At 68.7% G+C, this 25,573-nt stretch carries 22 protein-coding genes; 19 read left to right on the top strand and 3 right to left on the bottom strand.

Annotated elements, in window-relative coordinates:
- Positions 1–28: 28 nt before the first annotated feature.
- Positions 29–754, top strand: coding sequence for a S9 family peptidase (locus tag D7V77_RS05435; RefSeq protein WP_120575204.1), 726 nt, complete (start codon positions 29–31; stop codon positions 752–754).
- Here D7V77_RS05435 and D7V77_RS05430 read toward each other — a convergent pair.
- Positions 741–1,862, bottom strand: a complete 1,122-nt coding sequence (locus D7V77_RS05430; protein WP_147451987.1) for a hypothetical protein — start codon at positions 1,860–1,862, stop codon at positions 741–743. The genes D7V77_RS05435 and D7V77_RS05430 overlap by 14 nt on opposite strands.
- Before the next feature lie 127 nt (positions 1,863–1,989).
- Here D7V77_RS05430 and D7V77_RS05425 point away from each other — a divergent pair, with 127 nt between their 5' ends.
- The 10 genes from D7V77_RS05425 to D7V77_RS05375 all read left to right on the top strand — a co-directional run bounded on the left by D7V77_RS05425 (position 1,990) and on the right by D7V77_RS05375 (position 12,243).
- Positions 1,990–2,382: a RidA family protein gene (locus D7V77_RS05425; protein ID WP_120575202.1), complete on the top strand. Its 393-nt coding sequence runs from the start codon at positions 1,990–1,992 to the stop codon at positions 2,380–2,382.
- A gap of 192 nt (positions 2,383–2,574) precedes the next feature.
- Entirely contained in the window at positions 2,575–3,327 is a 753-nt protein-coding gene (locus D7V77_RS05420) for a hypothetical protein (RefSeq protein WP_120575201.1), read from the top strand.
- Between the two features lie 15 nt (positions 3,328–3,342).
- Complete coding sequence (locus D7V77_RS05415) at positions 3,343–4,062, top strand: hypothetical protein (RefSeq protein ID WP_120575200.1); 720 nt, start codon at positions 3,343–3,345, stop codon at positions 4,060–4,062.
- A 55-nt stretch (positions 4,063–4,117) separates the two neighbouring features.
- Positions 4,118–4,972 carry a sugar phosphate isomerase/epimerase gene (locus tag D7V77_RS05410; RefSeq protein WP_158624335.1) on the top strand — a complete coding sequence of 285 codons (855 nt, stop codon included), beginning with the start codon at positions 4,118–4,120 and terminating at the stop codon, positions 4,970–4,972.
- 495 nt (positions 4,973–5,467) lie between these two features.
- A complete protein-coding gene (locus tag D7V77_RS05400; RefSeq protein WP_120575197.1) occupies positions 5,468–6,175 on the top strand; it encodes a hypothetical protein in 708 nt (235 codons plus the stop codon).
- 68 nt (positions 6,176–6,243) lie between these two features.
- Positions 6,244–6,720 carry an SRPBCC family protein gene (locus D7V77_RS05395; RefSeq protein WP_233596707.1) on the top strand — a complete coding sequence of 159 codons (477 nt, stop codon included), beginning with the start codon at positions 6,244–6,246 and terminating at the stop codon, positions 6,718–6,720.
- A gap of 163 nt (positions 6,721–6,883) precedes the next feature.
- Positions 6,884–8,446, top strand: a complete 1,563-nt coding sequence (locus tag D7V77_RS05390) for a sensor histidine kinase (protein ID WP_306770465.1) — start codon at positions 6,884–6,886, stop codon at positions 8,444–8,446.
- Positions 8,443–9,795 carry a sigma-54 dependent transcriptional regulator gene (locus D7V77_RS05385; protein WP_120575194.1) on the top strand — a complete coding sequence of 451 codons (1,353 nt, stop codon included), beginning with the start codon at positions 8,443–8,445 and terminating at the stop codon, positions 9,793–9,795. Before D7V77_RS05390 ends, D7V77_RS05385 begins: the two co-directional genes overlap by 4 nt.
- Before the next feature lie 181 nt (positions 9,796–9,976).
- Positions 9,977–11,548, top strand: coding sequence for a SulP family inorganic anion transporter (locus tag D7V77_RS05380; protein ID WP_120575193.1), 1,572 nt, complete (start codon positions 9,977–9,979; stop codon positions 11,546–11,548).
- A complete protein-coding gene (locus D7V77_RS05375; RefSeq protein ID WP_120575192.1) occupies positions 11,545–12,243 on the top strand; it encodes a carbonic anhydrase in 699 nt (232 codons plus the stop codon). Before D7V77_RS05380 ends, D7V77_RS05375 begins: the two co-directional genes overlap by 4 nt.
- A gap of 55 nt (positions 12,244–12,298) precedes the next feature.
- Here D7V77_RS05375 and D7V77_RS44610 read toward each other — a convergent pair whose 3' ends face one another.
- Positions 12,299–12,448, bottom strand: coding sequence for a DUF3969 family protein (locus D7V77_RS44610; protein WP_120575191.1), 150 nt, complete (start codon positions 12,446–12,448; stop codon positions 12,299–12,301).
- Between the two features lie 301 nt (positions 12,449–12,749).
- On the opposite strand from D7V77_RS44610, the gene D7V77_RS05365 reads away from it, so the two are divergent.
- From D7V77_RS05365 to D7V77_RS05340, 7 genes are all read left to right on the top strand, one after another.
- Positions 12,750–13,421 (top strand): DUF4476 domain-containing protein, encoded by a 672-nt coding sequence (locus D7V77_RS05365; protein WP_120575190.1) that lies wholly within the window; start codon positions 12,750–12,752, stop codon positions 13,419–13,421.
- A gap of 142 nt (positions 13,422–13,563) precedes the next feature.
- Positions 13,564–14,736, top strand: coding sequence for a triacylglycerol lipase (locus tag D7V77_RS05360; protein WP_120575189.1), 1,173 nt, complete (start codon positions 13,564–13,566; stop codon positions 14,734–14,736).
- 117 nt (positions 14,737–14,853) lie between these two features.
- Positions 14,854–19,026 (top strand): hypothetical protein, encoded by a 4,173-nt coding sequence (locus tag D7V77_RS05355; RefSeq protein ID WP_147451986.1) that lies wholly within the window; start codon positions 14,854–14,856, stop codon positions 19,024–19,026.
- Positions 19,027–19,118: 92 nt separating this feature from the next.
- The gene (locus D7V77_RS05350; RefSeq protein ID WP_120575187.1) at positions 19,119–20,321 is read left to right on the top strand and encodes a PQQ-dependent sugar dehydrogenase; all 1,203 of its coding nucleotides are present in this window, start codon (positions 19,119–19,121) and stop codon (positions 20,319–20,321) included.
- Between the two features lie 108 nt (positions 20,322–20,429).
- A complete protein-coding gene (locus D7V77_RS44605) occupies positions 20,430–20,639 on the top strand; it encodes a response regulator transcription factor (protein ID WP_233596705.1) in 210 nt (69 codons plus the stop codon).
- A complete protein-coding gene (locus tag D7V77_RS05345; RefSeq protein ID WP_233596704.1) occupies positions 20,636–21,070 on the top strand; it encodes a response regulator transcription factor in 435 nt (144 codons plus the stop codon). The genes D7V77_RS44605 and D7V77_RS05345 overlap by 4 nt, the downstream gene beginning before the upstream one ends.
- Positions 21,067–22,440 carry a cell wall metabolism sensor histidine kinase WalK gene (locus D7V77_RS05340; RefSeq protein WP_120575186.1) on the top strand — a complete coding sequence of 458 codons (1,374 nt, stop codon included), beginning with the start codon at positions 21,067–21,069 and terminating at the stop codon, positions 22,438–22,440. The genes D7V77_RS05345 and D7V77_RS05340 overlap by 4 nt, the downstream gene beginning before the upstream one ends.
- Positions 22,441–22,467: 27 nt before the next feature.
- Here D7V77_RS05340 and D7V77_RS05335 read toward each other — a convergent pair whose 3' ends face one another.
- Positions 22,468–22,998 (bottom strand): hypothetical protein, encoded by a 531-nt coding sequence (locus D7V77_RS05335; protein WP_233596703.1) that lies wholly within the window; start codon positions 22,996–22,998, stop codon positions 22,468–22,470.
- A 190-nt stretch (positions 22,999–23,188) separates the two neighbouring features.
- Here D7V77_RS05335 and D7V77_RS05330 point away from each other — a divergent pair.
- Positions 23,189–25,573, top strand: a 2,385-nt coding sequence (locus D7V77_RS05330) for a carboxypeptidase-like regulatory domain-containing protein (protein WP_147451985.1), incomplete at its 3' end; no start/stop codon positions are given.

Genomic DNA, 25,573 nt, shown 5'->3' with positions numbered 1-25,573 from the left:
AGTGCCCTCGCCACAAAGGAGTCTGACCATGAGTCTCCACACGTCGCGCTTCGTCCTGGCCCGGGCTCCCGTGATGGGCGTCCACCAGGGGTCGAGGCAGGAAGCGCTCCGTCGGGGCGTGGTCCTCTTCTTCCACGGGCTGGGCGGGGGCACGGAGGTCCACGAGCGCGAGCTGCGGCTCTTCGCGGATCAGGGGCTCTTCGCGGTGGGCGTGGACGCCGTGGGACACGGCGAGCGCCGCTTCCCGGACTTCGACGCGCGCTTCGCCGATGGGAATCCCCGCGGGCTGGAGGAGTTCCTCGACGTGGTCGAGGCCACCGCGAGCGAGGTGCCCGCCCTGCTCGATGCGCTGGTGGGGGAACACGGCGCGGACCCGGCTCGCCTGGGAATCGGCGGTGTCTCCCTGGGCGGATACATCACCTACGCGGCGCTCGTGCGGGAGCCGCGGCTGCGCGCCGCAGTGCCGTTCCTCGGCTCACCGGAGTGGGGCCTGCCCAGACCGGCCAGCCCGCACCGGCACCCGCAGCGCTTCTTCCCCACGGCCCTCTTCAGCCAGACCGGAGGGAAGGACGACGTGGTGCCTCCCGGTCCCGCGAAGGCGCTCCACGAGCAGCTGAAGCCCCTCTACGCCGAGGCACCGGAGCGGCTGCGCCACCGCGAGTTCCCGGAGTCCGGCCACATGATGCGAGAAGCGGACTGGCAGGAGGCGACCCGCGACGCGGCGGACTGGCTGTCACGCTTCATCTTGCGCTGACGGCCGGGGCCGCACCGCACGTGGCTTCGTACTCCTGGAGCCTGTGCTTGAAGCGCTCACGCTCAGGGGAGGGCCACTCGCTGGGCAGCTCGTCCACGGCCTGCCGTTGCGCGGCCAGTGCCTCCGCACACCGATGAAGCCCGAAATGCGCTGCGGCGGCGGTTTCCAGCACGTAGGGATTGGGGTGTTCCCGCTGCTCGGAGTCATGCAGCGCGGGGCGGATGGCTGAAAGGGCAGCGGCGTACTGCCCCGCCTCGACCTGCCGCCACGCATGTTCCGTGGCGACCCACCGGGCCCGGGGCGCCAGCGCGTATGCCCGTTCGATGACCTCCGGATACTCCGGAGCCTGGGGTTCGTGCAGGGCGAGTTGCATGGCCAGGTTGATCCAGGCCGCCGAGCTCTCCGGGAAGCGGGACACCCTCAGCCGGGCCCATCCCATCTTCTGCTCCAGGGGCAGCTTGTATTTGTAGTTCCCTCCCCTGCTGCACGTGACGGCGAACAGGTACTCCGAGGCGAACCGGTGGCCGGCGAGCGTCGCGGGCTGGAAGGGGTGCGCGCCCAGTTGCTCGATGAAGCTCCGTGAGAACTCCCCCGCCCCGTCCTCGATGACATCGCAGCCCCGCATCCGCCCGTCCGCGGAGATATGGCATTGGACGATGACGACCGCGAACTCGACGCCCCCCGGGAGCTTCTTCACATCCGGGTACCTCAACGGGTGTTCGCCGCGCTTGGGCGCTTGGAACTCCTTCTCCAGGTACGTGCATGCCGGCTCATGGCCCGCGTCACACGCGGCCCGCAGGTCCCCCAGCGCCCGGAGGACCTCGCCTTCCGTGGGCTTGCCCTTCAAGGTCCGGACGACCTCTTCGTGGACGAGGGCCGCCTGTGCGGCGTCCAACTCCAGGGCGGGAGCATCGGTCTCCGCCCTGCGGAGGACGGGCACCCCGAAGTTCTCCGCATCCAGGAGATACGGATAGGAGGCCTTGTGCCGCAGGTAGGCGTCCATCGCCATGGTCAGGTGACCATGGTTCGCGTTGGGAGGAGGAAGGCCGTAGTGGCTGCATCCGGACAACAGCCCCAGCACTGCAAGAAAGACAAAGCACCCGCGCATGGACGCGCACTCTAGGCGTGCCATTGTCCTGCCGGGAATCGCCGCCCGGTGTGGGAATCCGCACCGGGAGAACGGGCTGCGTCAGCAGACCCGGCAGGCGCCCCTGTCGGACACAGGAGACACACCCATGACGTCAGCGAAGCATCAGCCCATCCTCGCGCCTGGACTGCCCAAGCCCGCGGGCCCGTACTCTCCCGGCATGCAGTTGGACCGGCTGCTCTTCATCTCCGGCCAGGCGGCCAGGGACCCTTCCACCGGCGTGCAGGCCGACGGAATCGAAGCGCAGACGGAGCAGGTGCTGCGCAACCTGGAGCGCATCCTCGTGGCCGGCGGCTCCAGCCTCCAGCACGTCCTGCGCTGCGGCGTCTTCCTGGTGGACATGCAGGAGTTCGCCCGGATGAACGCCGTCTACGAGCGCGTCTTCGCCGGTCACCGGCCCGCGCGAACCACCGTGCAGGTCTCCGCGCTTCCGGACGCGGGCCTGCGCGTGGAGATTGATTGCATCGCCTACGTGCCTTGATTCGCCGGAGACGCAAAGCGCTGGGAAGAGCCTCTGCCCGGGTCAGCACGGCCACGTGCTGGGAATCCGTGGCGGCATGACTCGCATGTCAGCACTCCGCTGACCGCGGTGGAGCACCGGCTCCCCGACTCCTGAGCAGGGCCTCCCTGGCATGGTGGTTGCGTATGGGGCCGCCACCACGACGGGGGACCCATGACGCCACATCGCATCTGCCTGCTCATCTTGTCGTTGGCCCTCCCTGGCGCCTCCGTCAGCGCCGAGGAGCTGGCTCCGGCATCGGCCCGGGGTTGGTTCGAGAACCCCACCCGCACGCGCGGACTGCTCGGTTCAACGGCGCTGCCGCTGCATGCGGGAGAGGGCTTCGTCGGACAGCAGGCGCTCCTCTTCACCGTCGCGGAGGTGGGCTTGAGCGAACGCGTGTCGGTGAGCGTTGCATCGGCCGGCTTCGTCTATTCGATGGGCCGTGCCTTCGACGACGTCCCCTTCAGCCTCCTGGGAGGCATCAAGGTTTCGAGCCCGCTGACAGAGCGGCTGCATCTGGCGTTCGGCGTCCAGGGCGGCAGCTTCGACACCGGCCTCTATCTGTTGGACACGCTCAACGCCGTCTCGGTCTACGGCATTCTCACCTATGGGACCGCGGACGCACACGTGTCGCTCACGGTCCGGCCCTTCTTCGCCTGGGGGACCTACCACTCCGGAAGCCTGATGGTCCTGCCCATGCTGGGCGGCTTCGTCCGGCTGGGAGAGCGATGGGGTCTCGCCGGGGAGGTCGCGCTCTCACCGGTCGCTGGCATCAGCGGCACGTTCGGCTTCGCGACGGCGGGCGCGCGGTACATGGGGCGCCAGTGGTCCCTGGACCTGGGGCTCCTCGCCGAGCAGCAATGGAAGGACACGGACAAACCCTCCGTGCTCCCCGGGGCTTCGTTCCTGTTTCACTGGCGTTGAGCCAAGGGGGAAATCATGGCACCACGATTCATCTGCTTGCTCCTGTTGTCGTTGGCCGTCCCTGGCGCTGCGTCCGCCGAAGGCTGGTTCGAGAACCCCACCCGCACGCGCGGGCTGCTCGGTTCAACAGCGCTGCCGCTGCATGCGGGAGAGGGCTTCGTCGGACAGGAGGCGTTCTTCGTCACCGTCGCGCAGGTGGGCCTGAGCGAGCGCGTGTCCGTGCACCTGGCCACGGCGACCCCGTTCCAGCTGGTGTACGGCGACACGGCCTTCAGCCTCATGGGGGGCATCAAGGTGTCCACGCCGCTGACCGAGAAGCTGCATCTGGCGTTCGGCATGCAGGGCGGCACCTATGACAGCGACTTCCCTGGCTCGCAGGGGCTTCACAACGCCGCCGCCGCCTACGGCACCCTCACCTACGGGACGGCCGACGCGAACCTCTCCTTCACGGTCCAACCCATCTACGTCTGGGCCCGGGATGACAACGGGGGATTGATGGTGCTGCCCATGTTGGGAGGCTTCCTGCGAGTCAGCGAGCACTGGGGCTTCGCGGGGGAAGTCGCCATCTCACCGGTGCCCGCCATGTCCGACGCGTTCGCCTTCGCGACGGCGGGCGCGCGGTTCATGGGGCCGCGGTGGTCCGTGGACCTGGGGATCCTCGCCGGAACGCAATTGCAGCACCAGGACACCCCCGCCTTCGTTCCCGGAGCGTCTTTCCTGTATCACTGGCGCTGAAGCGCAAATGCAGACCTGGATTGTCCCCCTTCCCTCGAAGTTCAATCCCGTGACGATGCGGACGACTGCTTTCCTGCTGCTCCTGGCCTTCGTGGGCTGCGCCGAGCCACGGCGCTTGGGCCCCCCCGAGGCTCCGCTCGGTGCGTTCAACTTCACGCTGGAGTCGCGGCCGGTCGCCGCGCAGGTGGAGCTGCTCGACTCGCTCGGATACTCCGGGGTGACGCTGTTCTGGCCGGGCCGTGAGGCCTTTGACAGCTATGCCCGCCAGCCCGCGGTGGAGGCGGGGCGGGTGCATCTTCCGGCCGTCCTCTTCGGCCTGCCCTTCGACACGGCCTGGGACCGCGAGGAACTGAACGGGATTCTGGCGGCGCTCGCGCCCAGGCGGACCGCGCTGTGGCTCATCCTGAACGGTCCTCCTGACGCGAAGACGGCCATGGTCGCCTCGGTTCGTGACGTGGTGGACCTGGCCACCGCGCACGGCGTGGACGTCGTCCTGTACCCGCACGACGGCGAGGCCATCGAGAACGTCGAGGAGTCACTCGCGCTGATGGCCGCGGTCGACCGTCCCCGCTTGAAGACCTCGCTCCACCTCTGCCACGAGCTCAGGGCCGGCAACCGGGACCGGCTGGCGGAGATCATCACCACCGCCGCCCCCCAGCTCGCCCTCGTGAGCGTCCACGGCGCCGCGCGCGAGTTCGACCCGAACGCCTCCACCTGGTCCGACGTCATCCAACCGCTGGACCGGGGCAGCCTCGACGTGGGGACCGAATACCTGCTCCCCTTGCGCCGGGCCGGCTACGACGGCCCCGTGATGCTCCACACCTTCGGCATCGAGGACCCACCGGAGGAACACTTCCGCCGCTCGATGCTGAAGTGGCGTGAGCTGTCGCGCCTGGCGGGTCCTGGCTGAGGGGCGCGGTCACCTCAAGGGCAGACCCATCGCCTGTTCGAACAGCTGCAGGTGGCGGTCCTGCAAGTGCTTCCGTCGAACCAGGAGCACGCCGTCGTGCCGCCGCCATTCCCGCAGTTCGTGAAGTTCAGGGCGTCGCAATCCGGCGCGATACACGTACAGCTCCCGTCGGAGCACACCGCGGCCTCGGAGGTGCCCACGGGCGAATCCCCAGTCGTGGGGCTCGAGTCGCGGACGTCGCCACAGGCCACCACCAGCAGCCCGGACAACAAGGACAGCAGAGCGGATTTCTTCAATTGGGTTCTCATGGCTTTACGCTCCTCGTTCAGGGAGTCATGACAACGGTGGGGAATCGCTGCTTCGAAAGAGCGTACTCGCATTGCCTTGTCGCGGGAAACCTACGGTGGCGATGCGTAGGGAGGAATTGAGCCTGGAGCCCGTGCTATCCCGGAGTCATGCCCCCCATCCCGGGGCCAGCTCACCGGAGAAACGTCCATGCGCATGTCATTGATTCGGGGACTCGTCGTGGCGGTGATGTCCTGGGGCGCGTCCGCGTCCGCGCAAACGAGCTTCTCCCTCACCCCACCCTGCGCACCGGGACTCTGTGGCGCGTCGCGCCTGGGTGCAGCGGCCATGAAGCCGGCGGGCGCGGTGGGTGATTCGCAGTACATCGAAGTGGATGTCGCGGCGACGCAATTGCTGCAGTCCAGCAGCGAGCACATCGCCATCAGCGGCTCCGCGAACGGCCAACCCTTCACCTCCAGCGGCGCGTTCGGCACCAACGCACCGAACGGTGGCATCGGCATCGCGCTGGGGCGCATCGACACCGCGTCGCACCCGAGCTGCCCCGCGGACCCGTCGGACTCGAAGGTGGAGTTCGCCATCGAGCGGTTCGCCTGGAATGACATCTACGGGTCGGACATCCTGCACTGCGTGTCGTTCGACAAAGCGGCGCTGAACGGCGTGTGGAAGCTGCGCATTGGCATCTACGTGTCGTGCGTGGGCACGACGTGCAGCGCGTCCGCGTCGCTGGAGGATCCGGTCACGTTCGTGCAGCTCGGCGCGGTGTCCAGCAGCGGCATCGCGCTCGCGAACCCGAACACGGCACGCTGGCCCTGGTACGCGGTCACCCATTTCGCGGCCGAGCCGGTCAACTACAGCGCCACCTTCTGGGTGCGCTCGGAGTCTTACAACTCCTACTAGATCTGGGCCTCATGCTTCACTGAAACAACAGGAGAAGGTCCATGGACGCAAGAACAGAGAGTGAACCCGTGAAGAACGTCACCACGACGGAACGGAAATCCGAGCGCGAGTTCGTCGTCACGCGAACCGTCAACGGCCCGGCGCGCATCATTTTCGAGGCGTGGACCCAGCCCGAGCTGCTCAAGCGGTGGTGGGCACCGAAGTCGTTTGGGATTTCCTTCATTTCCTGCGAGGCCGATGTTCGTGTCGGGGGCACGTACCGTTTCGTGTTCGGCCACCCTGCCTCGGAGCAGCCGATGGCGTTCTTCGGTAAGTACATCGAAGTGACGCCGCACGCGCGCCTCGCCTGGACGAATGAGGAAAGTGCTGAGGGGGCCGTCACCACGGTGACCTTCGAAGAGGAAGGCGGCAAGACGCGGGTCGTCGTGCACGACCTCCATCCCTCGAAGGAAGCTCTCGACGGTGCCATCGCCTCCGGGAGCACCTGTGGGATGGTCGAGACGTTCGAGCAGTTGGACGAGCTACTCGTCGTCCTGGGCGTCTAGAGCAGAGGCCTTCACCGCGGCCACGCAGAGCCGGTCGAAATGTGTTGATGATGGGCCCATGTCGCCGCCCCCGGCCCATCCCTCCCTGACCTCTCTCGTACCCCCACCGGGCGAGCTTCTTCGCACGCAGAGAAAAGCGGGCCGGTCCGCCGTGGTCGGCCTGATGCTCCTCTGGTGCGCCGCCTTCGTCAGTCCCTTCGTGACCTACCAGGCGGACGTGAAGGCGGCGGAGGGTGAGCTCCTCGTTCACCTGTCGGACCGCGCGGGCCTCCAGGCCCAGGCACTGGGCGCGCATCTCGGACTGCTGCGCTCGGAGCTGCAACGGCTGGCGGAGCACCCGTCGCTCAGACCCGAGGACGGAGCAGCAGGCCCCGAGGTGGCGCTGCTCGAGAACGCCTTCGGCCACACGTCGCTCTTCTCGGCCGGAGTCGCGCTGGTGTCAGCGAACGGCCAGCGCATCTGGAGCGACCCGTTGAACATGCCGCTCGGGCGCACGCCGCTCACCTCGCGCCCGTGGTTCCGGCGGATGGTGGAGAAGCGGGCCGCGTCGGTCGGACTGCTGGACGAGGAAGGCGGAGGCCTCATCGCGGTCGCGGTCCCCATCGTCCGCGACGACCGCGTCGTGGGCCTCCTCGTGGGCGAGCTCGCGACGGCGAGCGAGCTGCTCCCGGTCCATCGCGGGACGAACGAGTCCATGGTCGCCCTGCTCGGCGAGCGCGGCCGGCTCCTCCTGCCGGCAACGCCCCCGCCACTCCTGCGCCAGCCGGAGCTCGCCGCACACCTTCGCCCGCTGGTGGAGACTCCCGGGGCCATCACGCTCGGAGGCACGCGGCTGCTCGGCGCGGCGGCGCTCGTCCCCGGAACCGAGATGCTGCTCGCCGTGCTCGAGGACGAGGCGCGGGACCGTGCGCTGCTCAAGCGCCGCTACCTGGGCCAGCTCGGCTTTCACACCGCGCTGCTCGGCGGAGTGCTCCTCCTCTTCACGGTGCTCCTGCGCCGCTCCTACCGTTCGCTGATGGCCGCCGAAGAACAATTGCGGCGCCAGGAGACGATGGCGGCGCTCGGCACCGCCTCCTCGCTCATCGCCCACGAGGTGAAGAACGCGCTCAACAGCATGCAGGCCGCGCTCAGCATGATTCGCGCGAAAGGAGGGGAAACGACGTTGCCTGTCCAGGCGCTGCGTTCCCAGGCGGACCGGCTCGGCCACCTCGCCCGCTCCTTGCTGAGCTTCGCCTCCCCCCAGTCCACGCAGCGGCGCAGCTGTGAGATGTACCTGCTCGTCCAGGACGCGCTTCAAGCCGTGAGGCTCCTGCCGGAAGCAGCGGATGTCACCATCGAGACCACACTGCAGGAGGGGCTCTTCGTGAAGGGGGACCCGACGCTGCTGGTCTCCGCTGTCGACAATCTCATCCGCAACGCCGTCGAAGCCGGGGCCGTGGCCCATGACACAGGCCAGCAGCCGACGCCTCGCGTCGAAGTCCGGCTCCTTCGCGAAGACACAGAGGTGGTGCTCGTCGTGGAGGACAACGCGGGAGGAGTGCCCCCGGCCTTCGAGCCCAGGCTCTGGGAGCCATTCGCGGTGGGCCGTTCGAGGGGGATCGGGCTCGGGCTTCCGATGGTGCGCACGGCCATCCGCGCGCATGATGGCGGAAGCGTCTCCTATACACGCGTGCCCGGGGGCAGCCGCTTCACGGTTCGCCTTCCGCTTGAGAAAATGGCCTCATGAGCACCTCCCTGCTGCTCGTCGATGACGACAGGACCTTCTCCTCGCTCGCGGCGTCCATGCTGAGCCAGGAGGGTTTTCGCGTCCGGGTCGCGCGCTCGCTGCATGAGACCCGCGCCGCGCTCGCCGCAGAGGCGCCGGACCTCGTGCTGCTGGACCGGAGGCTGCCGGACGGAGATGGGCTCGTCTTCCTGCCCGAGCTGCGGGCCCAGCTTCCGGGGACCGTCGTGCTGATGGTGACCGCGCACGGAGATATCGAGAGCGCCGTCGAAGCCATCCGCGCGGGTGCTCGCGACTACCTGAGCAAGCCGGTCGAGATTGACGACCTGGTGTTGCGCGCACGCCGCGCGGCAAGCGACCTCCAGCTCCAGGAACGGCTGCGCCAGGCGGAGAGCGTCCTCGAAGGACGGCATCGGATGGCGGAGCCCCGCTCGCCAGCGATGCAGCGAACCCTCCAGATGCTGGAGCGGATCGCCACCACTCCGCGAAGCCCCGTCCTGCTGCTCGGGGAGACCGGGACCGGGAAGGCGGTGCTCGCCCGCCACCTCTACGCCTTGCGCCAGAAGCAGGGCGCCTTCGTGCAGATCAACTGCGCCGCGCTTCCGGACACGATGATGGAGAGCGAGCTCTTCGGGCACGAGCGCGGCGCCTTCACGGATGCGAAGACAGCGAGGCGCGGGCTCGTGGAGCTCGCGAGCGATGGGCTCCTCTTTCTCGACGAGGTGGGTGAGCTGCCGCTCGCGCTCCAGGCGAAGCTGCTCACGTTTCTCGACAAGGGGGCCTTCCGGCGACTGGGTGGGACGACGGAGCTCACGAGCACCGCGCGCATCGTGGCGGCCACCAACAAGAACCTCGAAGCGGAGGTCGCCGCCGGGCGCTTTCGCGAGGACCTCCTCTTCCGGCTGAGCGTGTTCCGGGTGGACGTGCCCCCCTTGCGCGAGCGTCGCGAGGACGTGCTGCCGCTCGCACGGACGCTCGTGCAGGAGCTCTCCTCGGAGCTCGGCCGGCGCCCGGTCCCCTTCTCTCCCGCCGCCGAGGAGCGCCTGCTCAGCTATCCGTTCCCCGGCAATGTCCGGGAGCTGCGCAACGTGCTGGAGCGAGCGCTCGTGCTCGAAGGCGGGCCCGTGCTCGAGCTGCAGTCGCTCGCCAAGGGAGGCGGCGCGCCGGCCGCGGTCGACCCCAACGCATTCTCCGTGTCAGGCCCACCGCGGTCGCTCGATGAAGTGGAGCGGCTCTATGTGCGCCACGTGCTCGAGCAGCTCGGAGGCAGGCGCATGGAGGCGGCCCGCGCACTGGGTCTTTCCTATCCGACATTCCTCCGCCGTCTGGAGGAGAACCCGCCCTCGGAGTGAAGGACTTTAAAATTCGTTCATCGCCCGGGGCGCGGGCTTCAAGTTTCTTTCATCGCCTGCTCTTGAAGCGCCACGCCCCCGACGGGAAGTGCCCGGGACGGGCTGGCACAACGCTTGCGTAGCCCCCCCTGTCACGTCGAGCCCGGGCTGAGGCCCGGCGGATGACAGGGGAGCTCAAGCAATGACTTCGGATGTAAAGGCAGCAGAGGCGAAGCCGTCGTTGAAGGCGATCCTCGCTTCGGATTTGCCAGCTTCGCTGGTGGTGTTCCTGGTGGCCCTGCCCCTCTGTATGGGCATCGCGCTCGCCTCTGGAGCGCCCATCATGGCGGGCCTCATTGCCGGCGTCGTGGGAGGCCTGGTGGTGGGCCTCATGGGTGGCGTGCCGCTTCTCGTGAGCGGCCCCGCGGCGGGACTCGCGGTGATGGTCTTTGGCTTCATCCAGCAGCTGGGCTTCGCCGTGACGTGCGCGGCGGTGGCCGCGGCGGGACTCGTGCAGGTGGCGCTCGGCGGGCTGAAGGTGGCGCGTTCGGCGCTGGCCATCTCGCCGGCCGTGATCCACGGAATGCTCGCGGGCATCGGCATTCTCATCGTGCTGGGGCAGGTCCACATCGTGCTGGGTGGCTCTCCGCAGAGCAATGCCTGGAACAACCTGCGGGAGCTGCCCGGGCAGGTGCTGAACCTTCATGGAGCGGCCACGCTGCTGGGCCTGATGACGCTGGGAGTCCTCATCGCCTGGGGGTTCCTGCCGAACGGGCGGCTGAAGAAGGTCCCGGGGCCGCTGGTGGCGGTCGTGGGCGGGACCGTGGTCGCGGCGGTGATGAACGCGGACGTGGCGCGGGTGCAGCTGGCGGCGGATGCGCTGTCGGCCATCAAGCTGCCGGCCCTTCCGGAAGGCTCCATGTGGGGCGCCTTCTTCGTGGCCGTGCTGTCCCTCGCCGTCGTGGCGAGCGCCGAGTCGCTCCTGAGCGCGGTGGCGACCGACAAGCTCCACACGGGCCCGCGGGCGAACCTGGATCGCGAGCTGCTCGCGCAGGGCGTGGCGAACACCCTCTCCGGTCTGGTCGGCGGTCTGCCCATCACCGGCGTCATCGTGCGCAGCGCGGCGAACATCAACGCCGGCGCGAAGACGCGCTGGTCCGCGGTGCTCCACGCGGTGTGGATGCTCGCCTTCATCACGCTGCTGGGGAGTCTGGCGGCGTACGTGCCCCTGACGGTGCTCGCCGGCCTGCTCGTGCACGTGGGCCTGAAGCTCGTGAACCTCGCCCACATCCGGGAGCTGCGGCACCGCGGTGAGCTGCCCGTGTACCTCATCACCGTGGCCGGCGTCGTGGGCATCAACCTGCTCGCGGGCATCGGTCTGGGACTCGGCGCGGCCATCCTCCGGCTCCTGTGGCAGCTCGGCCAGGTGCGCGTGGAGATCCACGCCGCCAATGGCGTTCACCAGGTCTGCATCAGCGGAGCGCTGACGTTCGTCGGCGTGCCGAAGCTGTCGACGGCGCTCGCGAAGGTTCCCGCGGGCTCCAGGGTGGAGGTGGACGTGGCGGTGAACACGCTCGACCACTCCGGCTTCGAGGCGCTGGAGAGCTGGGCGGACACGTATCGCAAGACGGGCGGCACCGTGACCATGGAGCCGCTCGAGGATGTCTGGACCCGACGCAGCGCGCGTGCGGCCCCCACGGCGGGGCCTGCCGCTCCATCCCATTCCTCCCCCGTCCATCACGTTTCGACTCTCTCCCCCGGAGGTGTGCAGTGAAGAAGCTCATCAGAGGCCTGCTCGATTTCCAGCGCCACACCTTGCCCTCGTACCGGGCGACCTTCGCGCGGCTCGCGAAGGGGCAATCCCCTGACTGCCTCTTCATCAGCTGCTCGGACAGCCGCGTGGTGCCCAATCTGCTGGTCTCCACGGACCCCGGTGACCTCTTCACCGTGCGCAACGTGGGCAACCTCGTTCCGCCGGCCAGGCCCGGTGGCCAGCCCTCGGCGGACCGCGGGGAGGCGGCGGCCATCGAATTCTCCCTGGGCTTCCTGCCCATCGAGGACGTCGTGGTCTGCGGACACTCGAGCTGCGGCGCGATGAAGGCCATCCTGGCCGGAGGCGCCGTGGACGGCGCACCGAACCTCGAGCAGTGGCTCGCGCACGGAACGCCCTCGCTCAAGGCGCTGCGCGAGAAGAACACCCAGGTGGGCGAGGGGCTGCCGGACGCGGATCGCCTCTCCCAGCTGAACGTCCTGGCGCAGCTGGAGCACTTGAAGACCTACCCCATCGTGCGCGACCGGCTCGCGGCGGGAACGCTGCGGCTGCACGGCTGGTGGTTCGACATCGGGGCGGCACAGGTTCACGCCTACCGGGCCGACCTCGGCTGCTTCGTGCCCATCGACGAGGCCGAGGGCGATCGCCTCCTGACGTCGCTGACGGACGAGCAGCCCGCGCTCCGCGCCGTCCAGTAAGGCAGCATCGAGCCTCGGCGATCCCGCGTTCAGCGTGGATCGCCGGGGCTTCGCTTCAACCCCTCTCCAGCCACCTTTCGCCTTCGGGAGAAGGGGCTGGCAGGGCCGCGAGCAGCTTCAGGAGCCGGCCTTCGATCTCCACGATGGAGCGGGTCAGGGCTTCTGGCACGAGCTGCCCCACGTCCTCCAAGGAGCGCCAGCACATCGTCCGTGCGGCGCATCGGTACCAGTACCCGGCGGGCTCGGATGACGCCGGCTACGGCTTCCGGCCGGTACGCACGGTTCTCTAGAAGTAGAAAGCCCCCAGAGCCCACCGAGCCGGAGCGCCCACGGGCCTGCTCCGGTTCGGCGGGCTTCTGCTTTTCTCAGACCATGAGTCCGGGTTCACCAGGCCGAACCATGTGTTTCATATGAATAAATCCGCGGACGGTGCGTGAAGACGGCACGGCGGCGGGAACGCTTGAGCGTACCGACCGCACCGAACCCGTTTCCCACCAGGACTTCACATGAATCGCATCGTCCGTGCCGCACTCGTTTCGTCCCTGTTCGTTTCGTCCGCCAGCTTCGCGCAGGACGCGGAGTTCAACATGCAGGTGGACATCAATGATCAGGACATGCCCTCCGCGCGCATCAAGATGAAGACGACGACGAACGTCGATGGCGAGGAGACGACCACCGTGAAGGTGCGCGGCGGCGGCGCCCGGATGGACGTGCAGATGACGGGTGGAACGACGGAGTCGGAGAGCTACTCGGAGACGCGGACGACGGAGACGCGGCGGGAGCCCCGGATGCACTCGCGCCCGGAGATGCCGGTGGCCGCCGAGGCAGCTCCCTCGCACCGCGACTGTGGCACGCGTTCGGACGAAGGCTGCTTGATGCGGCGGGATGGGCAGTACCCGATGGACGCCTCCACCTGGAGCGGCTTCTACCAGTCGCTCAAGAGCGAGAACAACGAGATCGTCCGCCAGGAGAAGGCGGACAAGATGCTCAAGCGCGTCTACCTGACCGCGATGCAGTTCGGCATGGTGCTGGACCTGTTCAAGAATGAGATTGTCCGCCTGGACGTCGCGCGCATCGCCGCGCCGCACGTGGTGGATCCGCAGCACGCGCTGGGCTTCTCCTCCAAGTGGCGCAACTCCATCAGCGGCAGCGAGTACACGGACATCATCACCCAGTAATCCCAAGCAGCCCCGCGTGTCTCGGGCGCATCACCACCCGAGACGCTCCGGAGGAAGGACAGACATTTCTGGCAAAGGGTTCGGGACTTCACGTTGACCCCTCCCCGGCGTCTGGGGCGGTCCTCACGTTAGGCTTGTCCCCATGACCCACCGCCACCGCGTCTATCTGGTCCCCGGCTTCTTTGGCTTCACGCAGATGGGTGACAAGGAAACGGAGCGCATCGCCTACTTCCAGAACGTCCCCCGTTTGCTCGAGCAGCGGTTCCAGGAGCGAGGCATCGATGCGCGGGTGCATGCCATCGCCTCCGCCCCCACCTCCGGGCTGGAGGCGCGGGCCCGCGACGTGTTCCGGGAGATGGCACGGACCGCGAACGAGGACGACGCGCAGCTCCACCTCGTCGGGCACTCCACGGGCGGGCTGGATGCACGCAGTGTCGTCTCACCGCGCATGGCGCGGGAGGCTCCGGACTTCGTGAAGCGCGTGCGCTCGGTCGTGACCATCGCGACCCCGCATCAAGGCACCCCGCTGGCCAGCTTTTCCAACCAGGGCGGCGTGGGGAAGACGCTGCTGCGCTACCTGTGGCTCTTCACCTTCCTCACGCTGCACCGCAAGGCCATGCCCCTGCGGACCGCCGCGCTGCAGGCGTGCTACTGGCTCGTCCTGCGGAGCGAAGAGGCGAAGCTCCCGCCCAACCTCTTCAATCAAATCGCCCGGCTGACGGCGGACCTCTCCGAGGGCGAGCGCGAGGAGCTCATCCAGTTCTTCAGCCAGGTGGGCGAGAACCAGGTGCTCATCCAGGACCTCATGCCCATCAGCATGCGGGCCTTCAACGCGAACACGGCGGACCGGGAGGGCGTGCGCTACGGCTGCGTCGTCACGGGCGCGCCACCGCCCAGGTGGTCCTTGCCCCTGCTGCTCACCCCCGACGCGCTCCTCCACGGACTCTTCGCCTTCCTGTATGCGAAGAGCGCGCCCCAGTCCCGGGAGCTCCAGATTCCCGAGCGCACGCCGGCCCAGACCCAGGCCCTCCAGGATGTCCTTGGCCGGAGGTTCGAGTCCAAGAGCGATGGCATCGTCCCGAGCCGCTCCCAGGTCTGGGGACAGGTCCTCCACGTCGCGACCGCGGACCACCTGGACGTCATGGGCCACTTCGACCAGCCCCCGGAGCACATCAGCTGGCTGAAGTCGGGCTCCCACTTCCAGGAGCCGCAGTTCCAGGCGATGTGGGACCGGGTGATTGACTTCACGGTGGGCGGCGCCGCGACCGTTCACCCAGGCAAGGAAGAGGAGCGACGCGCGTCCAGCGACGGGTGACGTCCCGCCCGCCTCGCGTTGTCTGTCTTTCGGTTCACCCCCACGTCCGGTAGAGTCCACGCCGACGACGGGGGGACAATCCAATGGGCATGAAGCCTCCCCCCGGGAACACCTTTCATGCGCCATCTGCTCCTTCTGCTCGCTGTCACGTTCCTCGCCTGCTCCTCGGCCTCCTCTTCCGGGCCCGATGCTGGCGAGCCCGACTCGGGCGGGGTCTGCGGCCCTGGAAACTGCGCAGGCTGCTGCGACGCCGCCGGTCAGTGCCGCGAGGGCACGGAGCAGACCGCCTGCGGCATGGCGGGGGCGGCGTGCAGCGACTGCCTCACCGCCGCTTGCATCACCGGTGGATGTGAGACACCCGTGGAGTCCATCGGGGATACCTGCGCCACGCCCTACGCGCTCGCGCTGACCGAGGGGAGCGCCACGTTCCAGGGCGACCTGCGCCGCTACGCGCCCAACAGGCTCGGCTGCGTCGCGGGCTCGCGCGACGCGGTGTACTCCTTCACGCTCGCGGCCCCCGCGGAGGTGGACCTCTCCGTCGTCTCGCGCACCCCGGGGTTCGAGCCCGTGCTCAGGGTGGGCAACACCTGCGCGCGCCCGGACTGCAATGCCTCCGGATTGGAGCGCTCCCGCTTCGAAGGCGTGCTGGCCCCGGGGACGTACTTCGTCGTCGTGTCCACGCGGACCCTCACCGCCGGCGAGTTCGACCTCGCGCTCGGCACCCGGCCGCCGCCCAGCGGGGAGCGCTGCGAGGAGGCCGCCCTGCTGCCGTTTGATTCCCACCGCCAGGCCACCGTCCAGGTGCGGACCCAGGGCCGCGCGGACGACTTCACGCTGGACTGCATGACCTGGCCGCCCGGTCCCGACTCCGTCTACCGCTTCCGGGTGGACCAGACGAGCGACTTCACCGCGACCCTCGACGACGGCATCATCTGGGGAAGCATGCTCGCCCTGCGCTCCGCCTGTGACGGAGTGGACCTGGGCTGCGGCCCTGCCCTCTCCGTCGCCGACCTCGCGCCGGGCGAATACCTGCTCTTCGCCGATTCAGCCTTCGAAGGGACGAGCAGTCCCTTCACGGTGTCGGCGCAGCTCACCGGGGCACGGCCCCAGGGCGAGACGTGCGGGCGTGCCGTCCCCCTCACGCTTTCAGGCGGCACCGCCCACCTCACCGACACCCTCCGCGGCGCGACGAACGACGTTCCCGAGCGCTGCAGCGACTCCCTCAACGCTCCCGACCGCATCTATTCGTTCACCCTGGACCAGCCCATGCTCGTCAACGCCACCGCCACGCGGCTGGGAACGAGCGGCGCGCTCTCCCTGCGCGTGCAGGAGGCCCGCTACTGCGGGACGTCCTTTTCGACGGGCTGCCAGTGGGGAGCGACGTCCGCCACCGTCCAGGAGCTGCTCCCCGCGGGCACGTACGTCCTCGTCGTCGAGTCCGCCACCGGCATCGACTACACGCTCGACGTGAGCGCGGTGCCCCCACCCGAGGGGGAGTCGTGCGCCAACCCCATTGGCTTCGACCTCCCCGCGGGGGGCGGCACGCTCACGCATCAGGCCAGCACGCGGGGCAGCTCGCAGGAGGGCTACGACTATGACTGCAGGCGCTTCCACCTGCCCGACCGCGTGTACCGCCTCACGCTCACCGATCCGCGCTCGAACCTGCTGGTAACGGCCACCGCCCTGGGCGGGGACAACGAGGCTCCGACCCTGGCCCTCGTCGCGGATTGCCTGGGCGCCACGCCCGTGACCCAGAACTGCGAGTCGACGGTCCAGGCCTCGCGCGTCCTGCGGAAGACGGCCCTCTCCGCGGGCACCTACTTCCTCTGGGTGAAGGGCCCGAATGAGACCGGGACCGACTACCGCCTGGACATCTCCGCGACGCCGACCCCGGAGGGCGACACCTGCGCGGTCGCGACCCCGGTGACGCTGTCCGGCGGGCCCGCGGGCGGAACCGCCACGCTCACGGGCACGACCGTGGGAATGTCGGATGACCTCAGCGCCTGCACTCCGAACAGCGCCTCCTTCCCAGAGCATGTCTATTCGCTCACGCTCGACCGCGAGCTGGACGTGAAGGTGAAGATGACGCCCGCGCAGGCCTCGGCCCGGGGCATGGTGTCGCTCGTCGACGCCACGTGCCAGGTGTCCCAGAGCGTGTGCGGGCAGCCCGGGGCGGACGGGGTGACGACCCTGCGAGCGGGGAGCCTCAAGGCCGGCACCCACTTCTTCTCGGTCGACCACACCTCCGGAGGCCCGGACGCCTATTCGCTCGAGTTCTCCGCGACCCCGCATCAGCTGGGAGAGACCTGCGCGAATCCGCGCCCGCTGGTGTTCTCCGAGGGCGGCGCGGGAGGCACCGCTGTCCTCACGTTCGACGCGCGTGACTTCTTCGATGAGCCGTTCTCCGACTGCTCCGTCGACGGGGCGGACGCGTACTTCACGTTCACCACCGACCGCGTGCTGGACCTGTACGTGGACGTGTCGCACGACGAGTCCAAGGGGGCGCCGCTGCTGTCGCTCATCCGGACCTGCGGCGAGGGGCTCTCCTGCCAGCCGGTCTCCCTGACCACGGGTCCATTCGGGCGGGGCAGCCTGCAGCCGGGCACGTACATCCTCGCCGTGGACTTCTATTCCGCGCAGTCGGAGAGGCCCGTGACGATTCAGGCCTTGCTGACACCGCCCACCCCCGGTGACACCTGCGCGCTCGCCATCCCGCTCGGTCTTCCCCCGGAGGGAGGCACCGCCGTGCTCTCCGGAACCTTCACGGGTGCCTTCGACGACCACCAGAGTGATTGCACGTATTCGGGCCTCTCCGGCGAGGACCGCGTCTACACCTTCACCACCTCCGGGCCGATGAGCTTCATCGCCGAGACCACCACCGCCTCCAGCCTGAGGGCCCCGGCCCTCACCCTGCGCCGCGGCACCTGTGACGGTCCGGCGGCCACCTGCACCGGGGGCGGTCTGGCGCGCTCGTCCATCCGCGACGCGAACCTCGCCGCGGGGACCTACTACCTGTTCGTGGACAGGACCTACGAAGGGCTCGCGGACTACTCGCTGAAGGTGTCCCTGGGTTCGATACCGGCGGGTGACGTCTGCGCCAACGCGCTCCCCCTGGGCCTGCCGACGAGCGGACCCGGCCAGGTCACCGTCCAGGGCGACACGGGGCGCTTCTTCCACGACCTGACGCCCTCCTGCGGGGAACCGTACGAGAGGCGCGCCGCGCCGGACACCGTCTATACCTTCACCACCACGGAGCCGATGAACCTGCGCCTTTCCACGAAGGCCCTCACCCCGGGTTTCCGGCCCACCGTGGCGCTGCGCCGGGCATGTGGCGGCGCCGAAACCGACCTGCGGTGCGCGGCGACTCCCGACAATTCGCCCGACACCTGGACGAGCTACCGCGACCTGCCCGCGGGCACGCACTACGTCGTCGTCGACGGCTTCAGCACCGCGTACGTGGGTGACTTCGAGTTGGTGGCGCGCCTGTCCCGGCTGGACCATGCGGAGCCAGGCGAGAGCTGCGCGAATCCGGAGCCGTTGACGCTCTCCCAGGGCGGTTACGGTCGCGCGACGCTCACCCGCGCGTTCGGGGACTTTCCTGACCACGAGGGCTGCGGAAGGAGCGATGGCAGCGATGCCGTCTTCGCGGTCACCACCGACCGTCCACGGCGCCTCCATGCCCGCGTCTCGGGCTCGCGGGCGGAGACGCAGCCGGCGCTGTCCGTCCGGCGCGGCCCCTGTGACGACACCGCGTCGCAGCTTGCCTGCATGCTCGCCCAGAACGGCCACTCCCGCGTCTCCGCGGACCTGCCCGCGGGCACGTCGTACCTCCTCGTCAAATCGGGACTCACCCACCCGGCGGGCACCTTCCAACTGGACCTGGAGGTCGACGACTTCGGGCCGGGCGACCTCTGCGCGGACGCCCTTCCCCTGGCCTTCTCGAATGGCGCGGCGGGCGGCACGGCGACCGTCACCTTCAACCCGGCCACGCACGGCTCGGACATGACACTGACGTGTGACGCCGGCAGCCGGCCAGACACCTTCTTCACCTTCACCACGGACCGGGTGCTCAACCTGTCGGCCACGCTCCTGCGTCAGAATCAGTACACGGGCGAGACGTTCTCCATGGGGCTGCTCGCCGGCTGCGGAGGTCCGGAGTCGGCGTGCCGCAGCATCGGCTTCTCCTCCGACCCCCTGGTGCTCACGCGAAGCGCACTGCCCGCGGGCACCCACGTCCTCGTCGTCCGGGGTGGAACGGGCGCCACCGTGAACCTGTCGCTCAATCCCTGAGCGGCGCCGGGACTGTTCACCCAGGCAACGGAGGCGGCGATGCGGGCCGGGCGACGGGTGACGTCCCGCCCGTCCCGGCGGAGAGTCACCCCATGCGCCATGGACTCGTGACCTCGTTCCTCTCCGCCCTCCTGCTGAGCGCCGTCTCCGGAGCCCAGCCGGTGGAGACCGCGCCTCCGAACGTCCCGGAGTTCAAGCCCGCGTTCCCGCAGCAGACGCGCGCCCCGGAGGTGAAGACGCGCACTCCCATCGTGGTGACGGAGATCGCCTCCGGCTTCAACAAGCCGTGGGCCATCGCGTTCCTGCCGGATGGGCGCTTCCTCGTCACGGAGAAGCCCACGGGTTCGCTCTTCATCGTCACCGCCGCGGGCAAGAAGTCGCCCCCGGTGGCGGGCCTCCCCAAGGTCGACGGACGCGGACAGGGCGGGCTGCTCGACGTGGAGGTGGGGCCCGACTACGCGAAGAGCGGGCTCATCTACTGGACCTATTACGAGCCGCGCGAGGACGGCAACGGGCTCGCGGTGGCGCGCGCGAAACTGGTGGATGGCCCGAAGCCGCGCATCAAGGGACTCCAGGTCATCTTCCGCATGCAGCCCACGCTCGAGTCCACGCTGCACGCGGGCGGACGGCTCGTCTTCACACCGGACGGCAAGCTCTTCGTCACGCTCGGCGAGCGCTCCATCCTCCCCGGCCGCGTCCAGGCGCAGGACCTCAAGAGCGACTTCGGGAAGGTGGTCCGCATCAACCCGGATGGCTCCATTCCCCAGGACAATCCCTTCGTGGGCAGGAAGGACGCCCGGCCGGAGATCTGGTCCTCCGGACACCGCAACATCCTCTCCGCGGCCCTGGACGCCCAGCAGCGGCTCTGGATCGTGGAGATGGGACCGCGCGGAGGCGATGAACTCAACCGCCCGGAAGCCGGCAAGGACTACGGCTGGCCCACGATTGGCTATGGCGAGGAATACTCGGGCCAGCCCATCCACAAGACGACGCAGGCCGCGGGCATGGAGCAGCCTGTCTATTATTGGGATCCGGTCATCTCGCCCTCGGGGCTCACCCTCTACTCGGGGGCGCTCTTTCCGGAGTGGAAGGGGAACTTCTTCATCGGCGGCCTGTCCAGCCAGGCGCTGGTGCGGCTCGTCTTGAAGGACGACCTCGTGGTCGGAGAGGAGCGCCTGCTCACGGAGCGCAAGGCGCGGATCCGCGAGGTGGTCCAGGGGCCTGACGGTGCGCTCTACCTGCTCACGGACGCTTCGAACGGCCGCCTGTGGAAGCTCACTCCCGGGAATGAATGAATTCCATGGATGAAGTATGCTTCAAGCCGAAACATTCTCACCGGGAGACATCCATCTCGTTTGGCGCCACGCTGGCGCTGTCCACGCCCACGACCGCGGAGGTCGTCGATGACAGTCCCGGCTCGCATCCTGGTTGTCGAGGATGACGCACCCATCGCCGCGGGCCTCGTCCGTGGCCTGAAGCAGGCGGGGTTCCAGGTGATGCTCGCCACCGACGGGGAGCTCGCACTCGAGGCGTCCGAGCGCGAGCGGCCTGATTTGGTGGTTCTGGACCTGAATCGCCCCGGGAAGGACGGCTTCGAACTGTTGGACGCGTGAAAGGGCCCCGGCTGCGCTCGTTTGGGCTGGGGGCGGTGGACTATCTCGCCAAGCCCTTTTGGATGGAGGAGCTGGTCGCGCGCATCCGCGCCAGGCTGCTGCTCCTGGAGGAGCGACCGCGCCGCGTCCTGCGTTGGGACGATGTACGCCTGGACCTCGATGCGCGCGAGGTGAGCATCGAGAGCACAGGCCCCGTGTCGCTGACCCGCAATGAGTTCGACGTGCTGGCGTATCTCGTGGAGCGCCCCGGCAGGGCCATGACTCGGGCCCAGATTGCCCAGCACGCCCTCCCGCCCAATGAGGAGCGCGATGACCGGACGGTGGACTCCCATGTCGCGCGCCTCCGGAAGAAGCTCGGGCCCGCGGGAGCGCGTATCCGGACGTCCTGGGGCATCGGCTACCAGTTCGCCCCGCCAGAGGAGTCTTCGTGAGGCTGTACAACCGTCTGGCACCGCGCATCCTCGCGGCCTCCTCGCTCCTGGGCCTCCTGGGGACGCTCGGAACCTCCTACCTGGCGACCTTCATGGGAGTGGATACCGCGTTGCTGCGGAGCACGCGCTTCGCCACCGCGCTCATCCTGTCCACCCATCGCGAGGAATGTCAGGCGGCGCCGGGCTGGCGCTTTCAGGGTCCCGAGGGCATCGAGGTGGAGGCGTTCGATGCAGCCCTGGTCGGAGCAGGTGTCCCGGGAGGGCGCCCCGAGCCGAAGCTCGTCGCCCGGGTGCTGGAGGGGGAGGAGGAGGCGACCCTCATCTACCTTCCGTTCCTTCATCCTGACCCACGGTGGGGAGGCGCTTCGGTAAGACGGCTCGCGCCCTCCGGGCCGTGCAGTCTGCTGGAGTTTCGCTGGCCTCCCATGCATGAGCGCGTGACGGTGGGGCGGTGGCTTCTGGGGCTCGCCCTTCTGGTCACGACAGTCGCGGCGGCGCTGTCCACCTTCGCCGTCGTCCAGCCGCTCCTCAAGCGGCTGCGCCGCCTGCACCGCGCCGCGCGGGCGCTCGGGGCTCCAGACTACCCGTCCGCCACGGATGGCCTGGGCGACGAGTTGGGAGAGGTGTCCCAGGCACTCGACGCCACCCATGCTCGCGTCCAGCGGGATGCCGCGCGCATCGAATCCCAGAAGCATGCGCTGGAGCGGCACCTGGCGGACGTCGCGCACGACCTGAAGACGCCCATCGCCTCGCTCCAACTGTCGCTGGAGCTGGCCTCGGCGGAGCCCGCTCAGGGCAACCCGGAGCTGCTGCGGCAGGGGCTCGAGGACACCGTCTACCTGACGTCGCTGGTGGACAACCTCCACCTCGCCTGTCAGATGGGGGAGGGGGTGGATCCGCTGGCGGAGGATGCCCGGGTGGAATTGGGGCAGACCGTGGAGCGGGTCGTTCGCAGGTTCCGGCAGCTCGCACGGAGGCGGCAGCTCACCGTGGAGTGCTCACGCCCCGACGAGGAGCTCTGGGCGCGCTGCAATCCCACGATGATGGAGCAGGCCATTGGCAACCTGCTGCACAATGCCATCACGCACGGTGAGGAGGGCGGCCACGTCGTGGCGGTGCTGGAGGCCGTCGGGCCGCGACGCTTCCGGCTCACCGTGCTGGATGATGGCCCGGGGCTTCCCTCCGAGGAGTTGGAGTGCCTGGGGAAGCGGGGGTTCCGCTCCCGTCAGTCGAGGCGCCGGGCCCCGCGAGGCAGCGGGCTGGGGGTCTCCATTGTTCGCGAGCTGTGCCGATGTGTCGGTTTCTCGTTGGAGTTCTCCAGCAACATGCCGCGAGGGTTGAGGGTGGTCATCGAGGGCCCCCAGTCGTGAGGCCGGGGGACGTGGGTGGCGCGGGCGTCAGCGAGACTTGCGGATGCAGATCTTCTTCAGGGTCGCCGCGTAGGTGTCTTCCAGGGCCTTGTCGCTCTTCTTGTCACCGACCAGGACCGCGTACTTCAGCTCGTACTCCTCATTCATCATGTTGAAGCGGACGCTGCCCGTGTACGTTTTTCCCTGGGGGTCCGAGGTGGACTCGCCGGTGGGCATGTCCACGCCGTTGGCCCAGGCCCACTTGCCTGCATCACAGCCGGGATGTCTGGAGAGACTCTTGTTGGTGTCTCCGTAGGGCGTGTAGTCCACGTAGCAGCCCCCATTCCGGGGGCGGAAGTGGATCCGGCAGTCGAGCGTGATTCCGTGGCCCGTGCCCAGGGCATTGTTGTTTCGGATGACGACGCAGTCCGTGGCGGCGTGCTCGCTCTCGGCCTTTATCTTCATGTACTTCTTCTCGAGGCTTGCCTGTCCCTTGGCGGGAAGGTCTTCGCAATCCGAGGCGAAGGCCGGGCTGACTGCGAGGCACATGGCCGCGGTGGCCACCAGAAAGGCTTTCATGATTTCGCGTTCCCCTCGGGTCGATTCCCCATGCGTTCACAGCGCCCCCATGGGCGACCGCGTCGACCTGCCCTCCACCATCGCGTCGAGATGTTGAGGAAGTGTGGAGAGCTTGCTCAAGGCGGGTAGACCTCGGAGTGGCCCGACGCGTTGATATCCTCCAGCAGGTTCATGGTGGAAAGGTGAGGCGATGAGGTACGGATTCGGAGGAGCGCTGGCCTCGTGCGTGCTCGTATTCGTGCTCGGGTGCTCGACACCGCAGGAGAACCTCGTTCTGGCGCATCGAGACGGGGTTGCCGTGTCCACGGGTGACTCGCAAGCTGTGCGAGGAAAGGTGCTGGGCCCGCGGGGGGCCGTCGCGAATGCCGTGGTGCTGGCGACGGTCGCCCGGTCACCGAAGCCGCTGGAGATGATTCCCTGTCCATCCCGCGACGACTGGGAGGACTACGGGCTCCTCTCACCCCACTGCCGGGCGGCGTTGTTCACGCTGGAGTCGTGGCGCTCGGAGCGGTTCGAGGAGGAAGGTGTCCTGGTGCGCGCCACCACGGACCGCGAGGGTCGCTTCACGCTGACGGGGTTGGGGGCGGGGAGCTTCACGCTCTGGGTCGAGAGCCTCTCGGGCGCGGGCCTTCGGGAGGGCATCACCGCCGGAATGCAGGACGTGGAAGTGCGGCTGGCGGAGCCGCGTCCGCTGCGGGGGCGGGTGCGCGACGACAGAGGACAGTTCGCCGGGGACGTCCTGGTCACCGCCATCCACGTCACGCACCGCCGATACTTCGAGGCTCGCACCGACGCGGCGGGCCGGTTCGGGCTCCCTCCGCTTCCTCCTGGCGAGTACGTCATCCTCTTCCAGCGGGAGGGGCTGCTCTCCAGGTTCGAGGAGCTCCACGTCGCGACCCATCCTCCTCTTGAAGTGACGATGTCGCGCTCACGGACGCTGCCAGGGCGCGTGCTGCGGGGGACGAAGCCGGTGGTGGGGGCCCGGGTGTCACTCCACGGCCCGTTTCCCAGCAGGGAGACGACGACGGACAGTGCCGGACGCTTCACCTTCGAAGGCGTGCATTCGGGGCTTCATCTCCTCGCTGCCCATCACCAGGGGCTGGACGCGCTCTCGGAGGTGAAAGTGCGAGAGGGCGAGGAGGCTCCGTCAGTCGAGCTCTCACTGGAGACAGGCGTGCGGCAGCGGGGCCGGGTCGTGGACGCCAGGGGGCAGCCCATTCCCGGTGCGACCGTGTACGCGCGGATCCGGGGTGGCACGGAGTTCGACTCCGCCTGGCCTGCGAGGAGGAAGACGAAGTCCGCCGCCGACGGCACGTATGAATTGGGCCCCCTGGAGCCTGGGCGCTACCTGTTCCAGGCCCTCACCGACGGCTTCCTCGGTGAGTGGGGCACGTGGATTCGAGTGGACGGCGTGAAGCCCAAGACCTTCGTGCTGCGCGACGCCGCGGTGGTGCGGGGGGGCGTGGTGGACACGGAGGGCCGGCCGGTGGGCGGAGCGCGACTCGAACTGTGGTCCAGGAAGGACGACATGGTCCCCTCGGACCTGCGCCACCTGGGGCCTCCGTGGTACCTGGGACTGGAGTCGGGGGGCTCCACGACGTCCCGTCAAGATGGAGCCTTCTTGCTCAACGCCACGGCGGCGGGCCCCTGGTTCCTGCGAGTCCAGCGGGAGGGCTTCCAGGACATCGTCCTTCCCGTGACGTCGCCGGGTTCGGATTTGCGCATCACGCTCGGAGAGGGCGCGCGCGTGAGGGGTGAGGTGACGAACTCGGAGGGAGCCCCCGCCCGGAACGTCCGCGTGAGTCTGTTGCCTGTCCATGACCCGACGGACTCCCTGCCCGAGCTGGCCACGATGACGGATGCTCAGGGCTCCTTCACCTTGAGGGGGCTCCCCCCAGGGAAGTACCGGCTCCAGGCGGAGGCATGGAGTTCCCTCGAGAAGCGGTGTGTGGGGAGGGACTTGGAGGTTGCCGGTACGGAGGCGAAGCACGAGTCCTTGCGGCTTGACCAGGGGCTGCGTGTCTCGGGGCACGTGGTGGACTCCGCGGGGAGACCTCTGGTGGGCATGGAGGTGAGCCTTCAGCGAGGTGGCACGTCGCAGGGGCGTGAGGGGCCAGGCTCCGTGTCATGTCCTTCGCACCTGTCCACCTCACGCGCCTGGGTTGGAGAGGATGGGCGCTTCGAGGTGCTCCATCTGGACTCCGGACCACACGAGCTCACCGTGCGCGCGCGGGGCTACGCGTTGGATGCCCAGGCGAGCACCGGGATATCGGCATCCGAGCACGCCAAGGCCGTTGTCGTGCAAGCGGGAAGCTCGGGCGTGCGCCTGGTGCTGCGCCATGCGCCCGGCATCCGAGGGCGGCTCACCCGCGAAGATGGCTCCCCCATCACACGCTTCAGGCTGGGCGATGAGGTGGTCGAGGACTTCGAGGGCGCGTTCTATCTCTCCACGGAGGACGCGCCGCGGACGTCCCCGCTGGTGTTCAAGGCGGCTGGGCTCGTGCCTGTGTCACGCGTGGTGACAGCGAGCAGGGGGGAAGACGTGGACCTGGGCGCGGTGGTGGCGGCCCAGGGG

The sequence above is a fragment of the Corallococcus sp. CA041A genome, from assembly GCF_003612075.1.
Classification (GTDB): Bacteria; Myxococcota; Myxococcia; order Myxococcales; family Myxococcaceae; genus Corallococcus; species Corallococcus exiguus.
The sequence above is the reverse complement of the archived record's forward strand: the minus strand, read 5'-3'. Positions and strand labels throughout refer to the sequence as shown.

Bases quoted from the DNA above. Each gene is read 5' to 3' on its own strand.
- D7V77_RS05435 (WP_120575204.1), top strand. From the start codon at position 29: ATGAGTCTCCACACGTCGCGCTTCGTCCTGGCCCGGGCTCCCGTGATG.
- D7V77_RS05430 (WP_147451987.1), bottom strand. From the start codon at position 1,862: ATGCGCGGGTGCTTTGTCTTTCTTGCAGTGCTGGGGCTGTTGTCCGGA.
- D7V77_RS05425 (WP_120575202.1), top strand. From the start codon at position 1,990: ATGACGTCAGCGAAGCATCAGCCCATCCTCGCGCCTGGACTGCCCAAG.
- D7V77_RS05420 (WP_120575201.1), top strand. From the start codon at position 2,575: ATGACGCCACATCGCATCTGCCTGCTCATCTTGTCGTTGGCCCTCCCT.
- D7V77_RS05415 (WP_120575200.1), top strand. From the start codon at position 3,343: ATGGCACCACGATTCATCTGCTTGCTCCTGTTGTCGTTGGCCGTCCCT.
- D7V77_RS05410 (WP_158624335.1), top strand. From the start codon at position 4,118: ATGCGGACGACTGCTTTCCTGCTGCTCCTGGCCTTCGTGGGCTGCGCC.
- D7V77_RS05400 (WP_120575197.1), top strand. From the start codon at position 5,468: ATGCGCATGTCATTGATTCGGGGACTCGTCGTGGCGGTGATGTCCTGG.
- D7V77_RS05390 (WP_306770465.1), top strand. From the start codon at position 6,884: ATGCTCCTCTGGTGCGCCGCCTTCGTCAGTCCCTTCGTGACCTACCAG.
- D7V77_RS05385 (WP_120575194.1), top strand. From the start codon at position 8,443: ATGAGCACCTCCCTGCTGCTCGTCGATGACGACAGGACCTTCTCCTCG.
- D7V77_RS05380 (WP_120575193.1), top strand. From the start codon at position 9,977: ATGACTTCGGATGTAAAGGCAGCAGAGGCGAAGCCGTCGTTGAAGGCG.
- D7V77_RS44610 (WP_120575191.1), bottom strand. From the start codon at position 12,448: ATGTGCTGGCGCTCCTTGGAGGACGTGGGGCAGCTCGTGCCAGAAGCC.
- D7V77_RS05365 (WP_120575190.1), top strand. From the start codon at position 12,750: ATGAATCGCATCGTCCGTGCCGCACTCGTTTCGTCCCTGTTCGTTTCG.
- D7V77_RS05360 (WP_120575189.1), top strand. From the start codon at position 13,564: ATGACCCACCGCCACCGCGTCTATCTGGTCCCCGGCTTCTTTGGCTTC.
- D7V77_RS05355 (WP_147451986.1), top strand. From the start codon at position 14,854: ATGCGCCATCTGCTCCTTCTGCTCGCTGTCACGTTCCTCGCCTGCTCC.
- D7V77_RS05350 (WP_120575187.1), top strand. From the start codon at position 19,119: ATGCGCCATGGACTCGTGACCTCGTTCCTCTCCGCCCTCCTGCTGAGC.
- D7V77_RS44605 (WP_233596705.1), top strand. From the start codon at position 20,430: ATGACAGTCCCGGCTCGCATCCTGGTTGTCGAGGATGACGCACCCATC.
- D7V77_RS05335 (WP_233596703.1), bottom strand. From the start codon at position 22,998: ATGAAAGCCTTTCTGGTGGCCACCGCGGCCATGTGCCTCGCAGTCAGC.